Consider the following 13,848-nt stretch of genomic DNA (forward strand, 5'->3'; position numbering starts at 1 on the left):
GGTAGATCAATTGAAGTAAAACCGAATGGTCCACTTCGTCAAAGAATCCTTTCAGGTCGATATCCACAATGTCCTGATAGCCATCATTCCTGCCTGTATTCTAAGGTTTAAGCAAGAAGAATTTCAGTTTTTTTACGCGGCGTATTTTAAAGTATCTACATAGTCGGAATTTCGGTTGACAACAGCAAAAGCCCTTGCAAGAAGTTTATTTCTGACAATGTTAAGGGTACTCATTTTGCTTTTTCCCTCCTTGATTCTTCTCTTGTAATAGGTCTTCATTTCGGTGCTGTATTGGATAGCCGTTCCTGCACATAATGTCAGCAGTGTTTTAATTCTCTTATTCGCCAGCGTACTGGTTTTGGTTCTTCCTCGATAGGATGTACCTGACTGGTTGGGAAACGGTGCTGTTCCTGCATAACTGGCAAACTTCCTCCAGCTATCAAATAGGGTAAACCCTTCTGTTAAAACGATGAGTGCAACAGCTGTCTGCGGGCCTATACCTTTGATAGAATTAATCAGCTTGTATTGGTTCAATAACAGCTCATCTTTGCGTAAAAGTTTATCTATTTCTTTCTCTACGGTTTCGATCTGCTTATCCAAACAAGCGATCACTTCGGTATTGGATTTTTGATAGACTTTTAATTTGTTTCCTGAGACAACAGCCTCATATTCTTTGATACGAGTTATATATGCTGCTCTGTCTTTTACAAGTCGCTCTCTGTAATTAAACAGCTTTTTGAGGTCCTGGATGACCTTTTTGGGAAGAGTAGTAGGGATAATCTTCTCCTGCTTTTCATAGAGATATTCAGTTATATCTTTTGAATCTGCCTTGTCAGACTTCCCTCTTCTTATTCCTAAAGATCGCTTTAATTCAAGTCCTGAGATGATACAAAATGGAAGGGAGTGCTTCTCAAGAAACAAAGCAAGTTCTGAAGAGTAAATCCCCGTGGATTCGAATCCGAAAAGCAATTCTTTAGCAAGTACTAATCCAGAGTTTTCCATCACCCATTCCACCAGCTCCTGATACCCCTGTTCATTATTATCAAAGACTGCGTGACAGTGGTTGATCTTCAGATAGGCATCAAGGGTAGATTTACTTACATCGATTCCGATAATTGATTTGAATTTCATAATTTAGATGTTGAAGTTTAACGAAAGAGAGTTGCGGAAACTAAAACCTTTATAAGGCCTTCAAGCCTAAAATTCTAACTGGTTACTGGCAACTCAATTAAGAATGGGGACTGATACAGGCACTAGGTCACTAGCCTATGCGGCAGGAAAGTTCACCCCATTCTTTTTTAATTTATTAAATCTCTGAGTTACTTAATAATCGGAAAGATATTAGCTCTGATATTCCCAAATAATTCTCCTTTGCAAACCTAAAGGTCGGCAGACAGGGATGTTTTTCAGGGCTTGTGTTAGAGCCTTATGGATGTTCTTTTCGGGACGGAAGCCATAGCTGTGATCTTCGAATGTGAGTTCATATTTGGTCATCAGTACTTGGCTTACCGCCTGTTGGAGCCATCTGTCTACCACTGTGGGAACTCCAAGTAATCTGGTCTTTCCATTACTCTTGGGAATTTCCACTCCCTTGATAGGTTTGGGTACATAACTATGGTTGAGGATGGAGGTCAGAAGGCTGTTCCTATTGCTTTCCAGAAAGGAAAACAGTTCGGTGACCATCATATCGTCCACACCTGCCGAGCCTTTGTTCTGCACCACCTTTCGGTAGGCTTTGAAGAGGTTCTTACGGTTAAGTACTTGTTCTATCATTATTAAAACTGGTAACCTTGTCCGCTTAGGAAAAGGCTATTCCGCAGGACGGAACTCCTCATCGAATTTGGACGTAATCCAATGTTCAGTCCTTCGCCAGTTTCATGAGGCCTCCATAGTTCTTATGGCTCGTTTCTGCTAGCTACTATGACCTCTGCTGACTTCTCTTGAATGTTCTCGACATCCAGAGATCTCCCCAGGTAAGAGCATATTCCTTCCCCCAATCTCCACTGGATCTACCAGGCAGGCACTTGATGGTTCCCCACCCTTGGGACGTCAGTATGCTGTGCTACCTTATCCGACCTGTCAGGCCTCCTTATCCAGTTCCTGTTCGTTGGAACCGGGGTTTGCAGGCTCGCTTCCTTCAGTGCATGCCTTACGACAAACCACCTTGCGACTTGCTAATGCTTCAGGGCGTTACCCCCGCGCATAAGGGACTTTCACCCTCTGGAATAATTTGATATCTTCGATATCAGATGCCCATGCTGGGCACACACAGCACCTTGGATACAGCGAGCGGTTCCAAGTAAATAGAAAGTTTAGTATCTTAAGAAGTTAGGAGTAGGCTGGAAGAGAACGGCTCCGAATGCCCGCCGTCTCCAAGCTGAATCCCGTTGTGCGTCATTTAAGGAGTGCGTTAATTAAACGAAAAGAATCAGTCACACAATTGAGTTTTTACGAAAATCGGAATTGAAATATTTTTAAAATGATACAAATTAGACTTATTGCCATATTTTAAATCTCCAAAAACTATCACCCCTACCCCTCCTAGTCCTTGACTTCCAAAAAGCAAACTTCAGAGATCAGGCAAATTAATACCCGAATACCTGCAGGATTTGGGTATTTTCCAGGAAATAGTAAATAAAAAATGCATTGAGGCAGATCGCCGAAATGCTGTTCATCCCCATGGCCCAGGAATAGCTGGCATATTTTTCATCCTTTCGGATAAATCCAAACCAAATCAGAAAAAATAACATCACCGGAGCCATAGCCCCCAAATAGACCCAAAGGATCGAATCCTGATTTTTATCCAAAAAGTACCAAACGAAGGCCAATCCGGTCAGTGCGAAAAAGAGGCTGGAAAAAAGAAAAGTGCCTTTTATTCCCAGCTTCAGGCTCAGGGTCAAATCCCCCCTTCGGGAATCTTCCCCATGCTGATAGACCTGAGTAAGCGGGTAATTTCCCCATAGCATCAGACTGGTCAATAGCCCCGGTGTCACAACGTGGGCCTTGAAAATCACATGCCAACCCAGATCACTTAGACCTGCGTAGGCCATCGCAAAGGTGAAATACCCCTGAAAAAATCCGGCAATCAACCAGCTCGCCCAAGGGTACTTTTTAATCCGGATGGAAGGATGACTGTAGGCCATGCTGACCAGTCCATAGACTGCCAGCATGGAGGCGAAACTCCAGCTGATCAACGCTCCCAAAATCAGGGCAATCACAAAAAAACTTTGAGCCAGCCAAAAAAGGTCTTGGGTGACTTTGGGTGGATTTTTCAGGCCTCCTATGCTCTCCTCATCCCGATCAAAAAAGCTGTTGTATCCGTTGCTGGAAGGGTAAAGAAAAAGGTGCAGCGCCAAAAACACCAATGCGAGCCTACCCTCATTGAGATTGGGAGTCAAGGCCAAAGCAAAGAAAAAAACAGGCATCAGGAATAGAGAAAATGGGATTCTCAAATGACTGATGCTGGAGCGGGTGATCATAGGGATAGGGATTAGATAAAATAACCTTATTCTTTGGGCTTAGTTGTCAAAGAGACAGACCAAAATAGAAATAATCGCTTAACTTGAATCAATGAATCCCAGCATAATTAGTATCGGGCTTGCCAGTCCCGGAGATCCGATTTCCCAAGCTGAAATTGCCCGCTTCATGCAGACTGCCCATCAATTGGATGAATTGGAAAGCAGAAAATTGGGGTTTTTGTACAAAATGTCCGGCATTGAGACCAGACACAGCGTCTTGAATGATTTTGAAAAAAAGGATTACCGGGATTTTTCTTTTTTTCCAAAAAATAAAGAACTGAGCCCGTTCCCTGGGACCAAAGCCCGAATGGAAATCTTCCAAAAAGAAGCTCCCGGGCTGTCTCTCCAGGCATCCCGGACTGCCTTGGATCAGGCTGGAGTCACCCCCGAGCAGGTCACCCATCTGATTTTGGTCTCCTGCACGGGCATGCTCGCGCCGGGAATAGAAATGGGCCTCATGAATGGATTGGGAATCCCGGACTCAGCCGAGCGGTTTTGTCTCCATTTTATGGGCTGCTATGCGGCCTTCAGCGGGATCCGATTGGCTGATAAAATCATCAAAGCAGAACCGGAAGCCCAGGTTTTGCTGGTTTCGGTGGAGCTGTGTACCCTCCATTTTCAGAAGGAATACACCGAAGACAACCTACTGGCCAATTCCCTTTTTGCGGACGGAGCGGCGGCTGCCCTGATCAGAAAGGATGAGTCGGGACTGAAAATCAACGATTACCTGAGCCAAGTCCTGAGAGAGGGAGAAGAGGATATGGCCTGGGGAATTGGTGATTTTGGATTTGAAATGAAGCTGAGCAAATACATCCCCAACCTTTTGGATCACGGAATCAGAGAGCTTTCGGCCTTGTTTGAAAAAAAATTCAACCTCTCAAAAATAAGTCATTTCGCTATCCACCCGGGAGGAAAGCAAATCCTTCAAAAAGTGCAGGAGGCGTTTGGATTAGCCCCTGAGGTCAATCTCCACGCCATGGAGGTCTTAAGAAAGTTTGGAAATATGTCCTCAGCCACTATTCTTTTTGTACTCGAACGAATGATCCGGGACCCCCATGTATCGGGAGAGATCCTTTCCCTCGGTTTTGGACCCGGACTGACACTGGAAACCCTCCACCTCACCAAGCAATGAGCCGATTTGCCCAAAGAAGTACCCAAAAAGAGCTCATGGACGACCTGGATTGTTCTGGTCCTGTTTTGGAACAGACCCTCCGGGAACTGAAAACCATCAATCGCTGGCTGGGCGGAAATCACGTGACTACCGACGGTTTGGAGACCCTGATTCAGGCTTTTCCCCAACCTTCCTATTCCATTGCAGACTTAGGCTGTGGGGGGGGAGATATGATCCGAATCATGTACGAGTGGGCAAAAAAGAGACAAATCAAGGCTGATTTCACCGGAATTGACGCCAATCGGAACATTATTGAGTTGGCCAAGGTTAGACAAAAAGATCTGAATCCCGTACGATGGGAAGTGGGCAATGTTTTTGATCCGGAATTTTCGGCCAACAAGGTAGATTTTGCCACTTGCACACTATTTACCCATCACTTTACTGATCGGGAACTGGTAAATTTATTGATTGCCATTCGGAAAAAAACGAAGTTGGGCTGTGTCATCAATGATCTTCACCGACATCCTTTGGCTTATCATAGCATCCGAATATTGACCAGACTGTTTAGTAAGTCTCCGATGGTTCAACACGATGCTTCCCTTTCTGTACTGAGGAGCTTTTCCAGAAATGACTGGAAAACCATTCTAAAAGAAGCCGGAATCGAAAATTACCAAATCCGTTGGTTTTGGGCTTTTCGATGGCAAATTTGTATAACGTTTAACTAATTAATCATCAATTTTCTAAACTATGGAACTTTCACCGGATACCATCAAAGTACTTTGGGAAGAGGGAATCAGTCTAGCTGCCCAAATCGTCCCTTCACTCATTTTTGCCCTTTTATTTTATCTGATCGGTAAATTTATCGTCAACAAGTTAGTCAAAGGGTTTCGCTTGATTCTGGAAAAACGGGAGGCAAACCCCTCTCTGAACAGCTTTTTGGTAGGACTGGTCAAGGCTTTACTTTATGTCTCCCTGTTTATTGGTGTAGCCACGATTTTGGGTGTGCCCATGTCTTCCTTTTTGGCCATTTTGGGTGCTGCCGGTTTGGCAATTGGTCTGGCCTTGCAGGGTTCCCTGTCCAATTTCGCAGGGGGAGTTTTGATTTTACTTTTCAAGCCCTTTAAAGTGGGCGATGTGATTACCGGTCAAGGTCATACCGGTACCGTCAGCAAAATTGATATCCTCTACACCCATCTGTTGACTTTTGACAATAAAGAAGTAGTCATCCCCAACGGAAACCTGGCCAATTCGGATGTGGTCAACATTACCGCCCAGCCGACCCGGAGGGTAGATTTGACAGTAGGGGTATCTTACAGCACGGATTTAAAGAAGGCAAGACAGGCTATTTTCGACATCCTGAAAAACGACGAACGGGTACTTCCCGAACCTGCGCCTGTGGTATGGCTGAATAATTTTGGGGACAGTTCTTTGGATCTGGTCATTCGCGCATGGGCAAAAAAGGAGGATGTCTGGCCGGTATATTTTGAGACCATGGAAAAAATCAAAGAGGCTTTCGATCAAAACGATATCGAAATCCCATTCCCTCAGCGGGTGGTTCATCAGCTATCTTGATTGAAGGAATTCAAACAAAAAGGCGACAAATTCAGAATTTGTCGCCTTTTTCATGACCTCCCAAATCAGGATCTTGGAAGGGTAACCGTTCGGGTAGTACCATTGAAAGTGATGGAAACTTCCCTGTCACAGGTATCCGAACCGAAATCTATTTCGATTGCTCCTCGCGTCTCTACTCTGATGAGCATTACCCCTTCGCTCGGCATCCTGATACCTGAGCGAATGCATCGTTCTGCAAATATCAGTGGAGAGGTGATTTCCACCACGTATGAATTCCCTTTTCGGTTGACTCCACGACTGCCGCCATCTACTGCATAGATGATCCCTCGGTTTTCATTGGGTAAAAAGACCCGTTTGGTTTGTCTGGATTCAAAAGTTCTGAAAGTGCCATCAGGCCAGGTTACTTTCCCTCCCTCGACCACTGTTTTGAAGGTAAAGAATCGATCGTTGGCATTAAATCCCTCATTAGTCAAAACTCTTATTCCCTCGATCTTACGATCATCCACATAGTAGTTTTCGAAAGTAGTAGTGATTACTGTACCCGGTGCCCAATATCTTCCGGTATAGCTAACGATGATTTTACCCTTTCGGGTGACTCCTCTCGGACTGGTACAACCTTCTCCGAAATCAATAATCATTTTCTTTTCATTGGGAAGCCACTCGATTTTTACCCGTTCGCAGAGGTCTTCCTCTAGGGTTACGAGAGTTCGGTCGGTGAAGCCATTCCTTTGAAATCCAGTCAGGGCTACTTCATCCACGTCTTCCAAAGTGGCAGTGAGGTCCATTTCTTGGGAAGTTTCCTCCGTGTCATTAAGCTGATCCGTAGGGTTGGCATCTTCTTCTGAGCTACAGGCAGAAATCAAAAAGAGGCCTGCCAGCACAGAAATCTTAGCAAGGGACAAATAAGTTGGTTTCATGATAGATAGATTTTTGTGAAAACTGCCCTTTGGACTTGCCTTGGAGAAATTGGTTTAATAGCGGACCAAAATTTCTTCCAAAGATTTGCGCTGAAGGTCAGGAACATAGGTTTCTTCTTTGGCAAAGCCTACTGGAAGCAGGAGAAAAGGTTTTTCATTTTCGGGCCTGTTCAGAATTTTGGAAAGGAAATTCATCGGACTGGGTGTATGCGTCACTGTGACCAAACCGCACTGATGAATAGCTGCAATCAACAAGCCACAGGCAATCCCCACCGATTCCGATACATAATAGTGTTGAATCTTCTCCCCGTTTTGGATTCCATACGATTGCTTAAATACGACAATCAGGTAGGGAGCTTCTTCCAAAAAGGGTTTTTCCCAATCGGTACCCAAAGGCTTCAAGTCAGCTTTCCAGTCTTCGGGCATTCGCTGGGAATAGCTGATTCGTTCTTCTTCCTCAGCGGCTTCACGTATTTTCTTTTTGATATCCGGATCGGAAATGAGACAAAACGTCCAAGGCTCTTTGTGTGCACCGGAGGGGGCCGTGCCTGCCGTTAGAATAATATTTTCCATCACCTCCAAAGGAACAGGACGGGAATCAAATTCCCGGACGGTTCTTCTGAGGTTCATTTCCTGAAAGAATTGCTTGGCCTTTTCTTTCAATTCGGCTTCTGTAAGCTCTGGCCTCCGGTAGCGGACATGCAAGTGGCCGTTTATTTCTTTTTTTTCCATTTCATAAAAAAGGCTATCCCTAAAGATAGCCTCCTCATTGGAATTAAGTAGTGGTATTAGTCTATGGTAAACATTTTAGCTCCTCCCGGGTAGGTGATTTCTACAGTTTTGTCACAGGTGCCAAATCCATAATCGACCGAGACCGTAATCTGGGAATAGGTAAAGCTAAGCACCCCACTGCTCGGGATATAGATCCCTTCGTCCACACAGCTTTGCTTTACAATCAATGCATCCGTAACCGCGGCAGAATAGTTTTTCCCATCTCGACTGAGTCCCGAGGCAGTTCCGGTAATGGAGGCTTCGTAGCCCGACTCGCTCAAAGAAACCACCCGGGTTTGATCAGAAGTATAGGTCACTGAAGAATTATCAGGCCAAGTGATTTTCCCGTTTTCGATTTTCACCCGAAGGGTAATTCGGCTATTGACCAAATCAATTCCTGCATTGGTAATGGTACGGGTCCCATCGATCCGGATGCCGTCCACTTCATAGCCTTGGAAAGTGGTGGATATGGATGTTCCCGGAAAAAGGAAGTTGTTCCCGGTATATACCATTGTGATTTTTCCCTTTCTCAGCACTCCATTTGGACTGGTACATCCCTGTCCAAAATCCACCACAATGGTTTTCGTATTCTGATTGTGATTGACACTGGCTCCGGCGCAAAGATCCGCAGTAGCGGTGGTCCTCAATCCCAAACCGCTGCTCTGAAGAACTTCCAAAGTCAAATAGTCCAAATCTTCAAAGGCAGCGTTGATCACAAATTCATCCTCCACCAAATCCAAACTTGGCTCCGGAACTACGGGGTCAGAATTCTCTCCGCATGAAAACATGCCAACAGAAAAGACTGTCAAAATTAAAAGAGAGAGGTGAGTTATCTTTTTCATAGGCTTTAATTCGTTAAAAATCAGGCAAATTTATTTACTATTTTCTTCATTTTTTGTAGGAACAGGTTTTTTATTCCTTGGTTTACCTACACATCCTATATTCTGAGTAAGCGATATTCCCTCAGGCAATATTCCCATTCCTTCTCGGGGATCCCATTCCTCAGTATCCGGAATGGGGAGTTTGGGCAGCTTTTCTTTCGATTTCATTTGGAGTAGGATTGGATTGGCAACCTTTTTCTAACGCCCTGAGTGCGAATTTTTATCTTTGACCATGGGAATATTTGATTTTGATCCTCAAGGTCTGGAAGACAAATTGAAAAGTACGAAAAAAAGAGAGTCAATTCTTTCACTCGGTAGGTTAATCGCATTTTTTGCAATTCTGGGACTCGGGGTTCTCAGCATCTCAGACTCACTGGGGTGGCTGGTTCCGACCCTAGGTCTGGGGATTGTTTTTCTCTACCTGATCCGAAAATTCAACCACACCCTGGATCAGCAAAAAATCTATCGTGCGCTGGCCCTTTTGGCAAGCCGAAAGGCACAACGTAGGGACAGAAACCTGAAAGGGCTTGATTCGGGGGCGGAATTTGCAGATAAGAACCATCCTTATTCCGGGGATTTGGATCTTTTTGGGGATCATTCCCTTTTCCAACTGATCAATCACACCTATTCTCCCGCTGGCAAATCGAAGCTGGCCCAGGTGATGAAAGAGTCTTTCAGTCCTGAAGAGTCCCAACAAAGAAATCTAGCAGTACAATTTCTTTCCAATCGTCCGGATTTTCTGCGGGCTATGGAAGCTTCAGGAGTAGCTTTTGCGAAAGATATTCCGCTTTCCGAAGCCTGGAAAAAATGGTTGGGAACCCAGGAAAAAAGACCGAAGATCAATCAAGTTTTCGCAGTATTGGGACCTTTGGGAGGTCTCTTCCTTTTGGGCGCCACCATTTGGGGAAATCTTCCCCAAGGGTATTTAGGATTATGGGTAATTCTGGGTACGGTAGCGCTAAGTCTGGTTTTTAATCCGCTTAAGCAAGCAGCAGAAGCCCTTCCTGTCTCCTCTCTTTTAAGGTCGTTCAGCGTACAGGCTCATTGCATTGAGCAAGAGACTTTCCCAACTCCTCTTCTGGAGGGAGAAAAAAGAAAACTTTTTGGCGGAGACAGATCCATAAGTCTCCAACTGAGTCAACTGGACCAACTGGCGCTTTGGGTACAAAACCGAATGAATCTGCTTTATATCCCGGTCAATCTTCTGTTCTGGACAGATTTTATCCTTTATGATCGGCTTTTGTCCTGGAAATCCAAAGCGGGCCCATCTCTTTCTACCTTACCAGAACATCTCGCCGACTGGGAAGTTTGGGTGTCCTTGGGTGCATTTGAACTGGAAATGGAAGGGAAAGGAAAAACTCTTTGGGCTCCAGAACGGCTATTTGAAGCCGAACAGATGGTTCATCCACTCCTTTTGCCTATCCGGGCTGTCCCCAATTCCCTGAAATTGGATGAAAATCAGAAATTAGTGCTGTTGACCGGTGCCAACATGAGCGGAAAAACCACCTTTATGCGCACCTTAGGCACCAATTGGGTTTTGGCCCAAATGGGCCTTAGCCCCTTTGCCCAATCCCTCACCTTAGGAGATTTCAAGCTGTATACCAGCATGAGAAATACCGACAACCTCGGCGAGAGTGTAAGCTCTTTTTACGCAGAGCTATTCCGTATCAAAACCCTGATAGATCGGCTGGACTCGGGAGAGCGGGTTCTTTTTCTCCTTGATGAAATTCTAAAGGGAACCAACACCGAGGATCGAATTTCCGGATCAAGGGCTTTGGTGGAACAGATTCTTCAGACCCGCGGATTCGGAATCATCTCGACCCATGATATCGAGTTGGCCGATTTGGCCACTACCCAAAAATCGGTCAGCAATTACTCCTTCCATTCCGAAATTCAGGATCAGGAAATCCGATTTGACTTCCTTCTCAAGGAGGGTGCTTGCCCAAGTTTCAATGCCCACAAATTGATGGAATTGATGGGAATCAGGTTCGGGCAAGGATAAGCTCGGACCTTTCCTTGATGGAAAGAAAAAATTAATTTTCATAGGAAAATATTCACAATGTTTTTTAGATTTCGGGAAGTCAATTAGATTCATCGAGAAAAACCAGAATCCGCTTGGCTTGAACTTTGTTTGAATTATGCAGAGCAAACCTTCTCTTTGAGAGGATAAAGCTTCCATAAGTAACTTTTATTTAACCTAAACTAAAAAGCCATGAGTTCTCTTTTGTATTTCATCGCAGTCATTTTAATCATCGGATGGATTTTTGGGGTGTTTGTCTACAGTGTTGGGGGATTAATCCACATTTTGTTGGTCTTTGCAGTGATTGCTATTTTGCTGAGACTGATTCGGGGAAAGGGAGTCTGATCTTTCTGGAATTTCCAAGATTTCGGGGATAAATCCTTAATTTTGGGTCTTCTATGACCCATATCTCTCAAAATCAGATTTTAGGTGTTTTGGGTGGCGGACAGCTCGGAAGAATGCTCATCCAGTCTGCCATCAATTACAATCAGGAAATTCATATTCTCGATCCGGATCCGAATGCTCCCTGCAAGGATATTGCACAGCAGTTTCAGGTCGGATCACTCAAGGATTTCGACACGGTTTATGCCTTCGGCAAAAGCTGTGACGTGATCACCGTGGAGATCGAGGCGGTGAATACCGATGCTTTGCAAAACCTGGCCGATGAAGGGAAAAAAGTTTTTCCTCAACCTCATATCCTGAAATTGATTCAGGATAAAAGGGAGCAGAAGAAGTTTTATGCCCAGCAAGGGATTCCAACGGCAGATTTTGTCCTGACTGATACCAAAACCGATGTCATTTCCAAAAAGTCCTTTCTTCCGGCAGTCAATAAGCTGGGAAAAGAAGGCTATGATGGACGTGGGGTTCAGATTTTGCGAAGCGAGGCCGACTTGGATCAGGCTTTTGATGCACCCGGATTGCTTGAAAAATTGATTGACTTTGACAAGGAAATCGCAGTGACCGTAGCCCGAAATGAAAAGGGGGAGCTGACCGCCTACCCGGCTGTGGAATGTGCTTTTCATCCTACGGCCAACCTGGTTGAATTCCTTTTTGCGCCTGCTGAAATTTCCGCCGAAGTAGAAGCCAAAGCTCAGGAAATCGCCAAAGCCGTCATCCTGAAACTGGGCATGGTCGGAATTTTGGCCGTGGAAATGTTCGTAACCAAAACCGGCGAAGTCCTGGTCAATGAAATCGCACCTCGTCCGCACAATAGCGGTCACCATACCATCGAAGCCAACTTCACTTCTCAATTTGAGCAACATCTGCGCTCCGTGATGAACTGGCCCCTAGGCAATCCCGACCTGAGATGTCCCGCTGCCATGATCAATCTGCTTGGCGAAGATGGATTTTCTGGCCCTGCCATCGTGGAGGGAAAAGAAGAAGCCATGGCAGAAAAGGGAGTATACATTCATTTGTATGGAAAAAAACTGACCAAGCCTTTTCGCAAAATGGGCCACGTGACCATTTTGGATGAAAATGTGGAAAGTCTGAAAGCCCGAGCACACCGAATCAAAGAATTGATCAAAATAAAATCAAACGCATGAACCCTCAGGTAGGAATCATCATGGGAAGTCAGTCTGACCTCCCGATTATGGCAGAAGCTGCCCAGTTTCTCGAAGAACTCGGAATCGCTTACGAGCTTACTGTGGTCAGTGCGCACCGCACACCTCAGCGGATGATCGACTATGCAGGTTCGGCACGCGAGCGTGGGATCAAAGTGATCGTGGCAGGAGCGGGGGGGGCTGCCCATTTGCCTGGGATGGTGGCTTCCCTGACCAGTCTACCCGTGATTGGAGTCCCGGTAAAAAGCTCCAACTCGATCGATGGTTGGGACAGTATTTTATCCATTCTCCAAATGCCAAGTGGGATTCCCGTGGCAACGGTTGCACTCAACGGAGGGAAAAACGCAGGGATTCTAGCCGCTTCTATCGTGGGTGCTTACGATGCTGAGATCGGGAAAAAGATGGATGCTTTCAAGACAGGACTTCGTGAAAAAGTCGAAGCATCTGCCGCCCAGATCGAGGAAAAAGGCTGGAAAGCGGTGTTGAAGAAATGATCAATGGCCAATTTTCAATGATCAAAATTCAATAACCCATACCACCCCATGAACTGGAATAAGCCTATCAAATTCAAATTCGGTGGTGAGGATTGGGAAATGCCCCTTTCCACCCTGCTTTTGCTTATTTTTTTGACCCTGATCTTAATGCTGGGAGGTGCTTGGTTGGGGTTTCAGTTTGGGGCAGGACAGGTTTAAGTTTGAATCTGAATTATGTGATTGTAAATTTTATGTAAGGGAAATGATCTTTTCCTTTCATTTAGTAACAATTGTCTTTTTTTAATTTCTATTCAGTTTTTCCATAATTTGATTAATTCCTTCACCAATCAACCGAATTATGAATACAAAGCGATTATTACCCGCCGTATTTTCCATGGCCCTAACCCTATCATTCGTGGGGTCATCCCACCAAATTCTGGCCTAGTCTTCTTGGACATCTCCCACTTACCAAAAAGAGGCTGATCGCAAAGTGATCGTGCTGGCCAAAACCACCAATTCCGGTGCGAAGCGAATGCTCGAAAATGAAACAGTTGCAGAACTCAAGGCAAACGGAATCCAAGCCATTCCTGCGTATTCCAACTTTATTGAGGCGGATTTGGTATCAGAGGAGACATTTATGGCCAAAGCCAATCAGCTGGAAGCGGATGCCTTGCTCGTCTATACCTTCAATCCCCCCACCACGGAGTACAAAAACTCACCCACAGTAAGTGCAAGTGCAGGAGTACCGGTACGGGTTGGGATTTTTAGTGGCTTTTTGGGAACCAGCGTCCCTGTTGCAGGTGGTCCAAAGCGGGTAGAAAAATTCTCCGGTTCAGTTTCATTTTTCAACAAACAGGGACCGGATATGCAGTGGACATTGAATATCGGAGGGAAAATCGGTTCGGAAGCATCCAAACAAGCTCGATCTGTCTCCAAAAATGTGGTGAAAACGGCAATCGGTGACGGGATTTTTTGATTCAAAATCCCAAGAGAAGGGAGAGAAAGGAGGAAACTTTTCCAAAG

General features: G+C 45.1%; 16 protein-coding genes. 9 read left to right on the plus strand and 7 right to left on the minus strand.

What is annotated here, in order from left to right:
• Nucleotides 1-132: 132 nt before the first annotated feature.
• The 3 genes from AAA943_RS12760 to AAA943_RS12770 all read right to left on the minus strand — a co-directional run bounded on the left by AAA943_RS12760 (nt 133) and on the right by AAA943_RS12770 (nt 3,479).
• Nucleotides 133-1,131: an IS110 family RNA-guided transposase gene (locus AAA943_RS12760; protein WP_338224645.1), complete on the minus strand. Its 999-nt coding sequence runs from the start codon at nt 1,129-1,131 to the stop codon at nt 133-135.
• Nucleotides 1,132-1,341: 210 nt separating this feature from the next.
• Nucleotides 1,342-1,773 (minus strand): hypothetical protein, encoded by a 432-nt coding sequence (locus tag AAA943_RS12765; protein WP_338224646.1) that lies wholly within the window; start codon nt 1,771-1,773, stop codon nt 1,342-1,344.
• Between the two features lie 812 nt (nt 1,774-2,585).
• Entirely contained in the window at nt 2,586-3,479 is an 894-nt protein-coding gene (locus AAA943_RS12770; protein ID WP_338224647.1) for a UbiA family prenyltransferase, read from the minus strand.
• A 91-nt stretch (nt 3,480-3,570) separates the two neighbouring features.
• Between AAA943_RS12770 and AAA943_RS12775 the strand changes: the two genes are divergently transcribed.
• From AAA943_RS12775 to AAA943_RS12785, 3 genes are read left to right on the plus strand one after another with little or no spacing between them, the layout of a single operon-like run.
• Entirely contained in the window at nt 3,571-4,650 is a 1,080-nt protein-coding gene (locus AAA943_RS12775) for a type III polyketide synthase (protein WP_338224648.1), read from the plus strand.
• Entirely contained in the window at nt 4,647-5,354 is a 708-nt protein-coding gene (locus tag AAA943_RS12780; protein WP_338224649.1) for a methyltransferase domain-containing protein, read from the plus strand. The genes AAA943_RS12775 and AAA943_RS12780 overlap by 4 nt, the downstream gene beginning before the upstream one ends.
• 22 nt (nt 5,355-5,376) lie before the next feature.
• Entirely contained in the window at nt 5,377-6,201 is an 825-nt protein-coding gene (locus AAA943_RS12785) for a mechanosensitive ion channel family protein (protein WP_338224650.1), read from the plus strand.
• Between the two features lie 65 nt (nt 6,202-6,266).
• Here the strand turns inward: AAA943_RS12785 and AAA943_RS12790 are convergent, their stop codons facing one another.
• From AAA943_RS12790 to AAA943_RS12805, 4 genes are read right to left on the minus strand one after another with little or no spacing between them, the layout of a single operon-like run.
• Complete coding sequence (locus AAA943_RS12790) at nt 6,267-7,118, minus strand: hypothetical protein (protein ID WP_338224651.1); 852 nt, start codon at nt 7,116-7,118, stop codon at nt 6,267-6,269.
• Between the two features lie 54 nt (nt 7,119-7,172).
• Nucleotides 7,173-7,850, minus strand: a complete 678-nt coding sequence (locus tag AAA943_RS12795; protein ID WP_338224652.1) for a nitroreductase family protein — start codon at nt 7,848-7,850, stop codon at nt 7,173-7,175.
• A 56-nt stretch (nt 7,851-7,906) separates the two neighbouring features.
• Nucleotides 7,907-8,731 carry a hypothetical protein gene (locus AAA943_RS12800; RefSeq protein ID WP_338224653.1) on the minus strand — a complete coding sequence of 275 codons (825 nt, stop codon included), beginning with the start codon at nt 8,729-8,731 and terminating at the stop codon, nt 7,907-7,909.
• Nucleotides 8,732-8,761: 30 nt separating this feature from the next.
• Complete coding sequence (locus tag AAA943_RS12805) at nt 8,762-8,938, minus strand: hypothetical protein (RefSeq protein ID WP_338224654.1); 177 nt, start codon at nt 8,936-8,938, stop codon at nt 8,762-8,764.
• Between the two features lie 64 nt (nt 8,939-9,002).
• Between AAA943_RS12805 and AAA943_RS12810 the strand changes: the two genes are divergently transcribed.
• From AAA943_RS12810 to AAA943_RS12835, 6 genes are all read left to right on the plus strand, one after another.
• On the plus strand, nt 9,003-10,772 hold the full coding sequence (locus tag AAA943_RS12810; protein ID WP_338224655.1) for a MutS-related protein: 1,770 nt from the start codon (nt 9,003-9,005) through the stop codon (nt 10,770-10,772).
• A gap of 210 nt (nt 10,773-10,982) precedes the next feature.
• A complete protein-coding gene (locus tag AAA943_RS12815; protein WP_338224656.1) occupies nt 10,983-11,135 on the plus strand; it encodes a lmo0937 family membrane protein in 153 nt (50 codons plus the stop codon).
• Between the two features lie 53 nt (nt 11,136-11,188).
• Nucleotides 11,189-12,334 (plus strand): 5-(carboxyamino)imidazole ribonucleotide synthase, encoded by a 1,146-nt coding sequence (locus AAA943_RS12820; RefSeq protein ID WP_338224657.1) that lies wholly within the window; start codon nt 11,189-11,191, stop codon nt 12,332-12,334.
• On the plus strand, nt 12,331-12,846 hold the full coding sequence (purE, locus tag AAA943_RS12825) for a 5-(carboxyamino)imidazole ribonucleotide mutase (RefSeq protein ID WP_338224658.1): 516 nt from the start codon (nt 12,331-12,333) through the stop codon (nt 12,844-12,846). The genes AAA943_RS12820 and purE overlap by 4 nt, the downstream gene beginning before the upstream one ends.
• 48 nt (nt 12,847-12,894) lie before the next feature.
• A complete protein-coding gene (locus AAA943_RS12830) occupies nt 12,895-13,044 on the plus strand; it encodes a hypothetical protein (RefSeq protein WP_338224659.1) in 150 nt (49 codons plus the stop codon).
• Between the two features lie 277 nt (nt 13,045-13,321).
• A complete protein-coding gene (locus tag AAA943_RS12835; protein ID WP_338224660.1) occupies nt 13,322-13,801 on the plus strand; it encodes a hypothetical protein in 480 nt (159 codons plus the stop codon).
• Nucleotides 13,802-13,848 lie beyond the last annotated feature (47 nt).

This window comes from Algoriphagus confluentis (assembly GCF_036245625.1).
In the GTDB taxonomy this organism is placed as follows: domain Bacteria; phylum Bacteroidota; class Bacteroidia; order Cytophagales; family Cyclobacteriaceae; genus Algoriphagus; species Algoriphagus confluentis.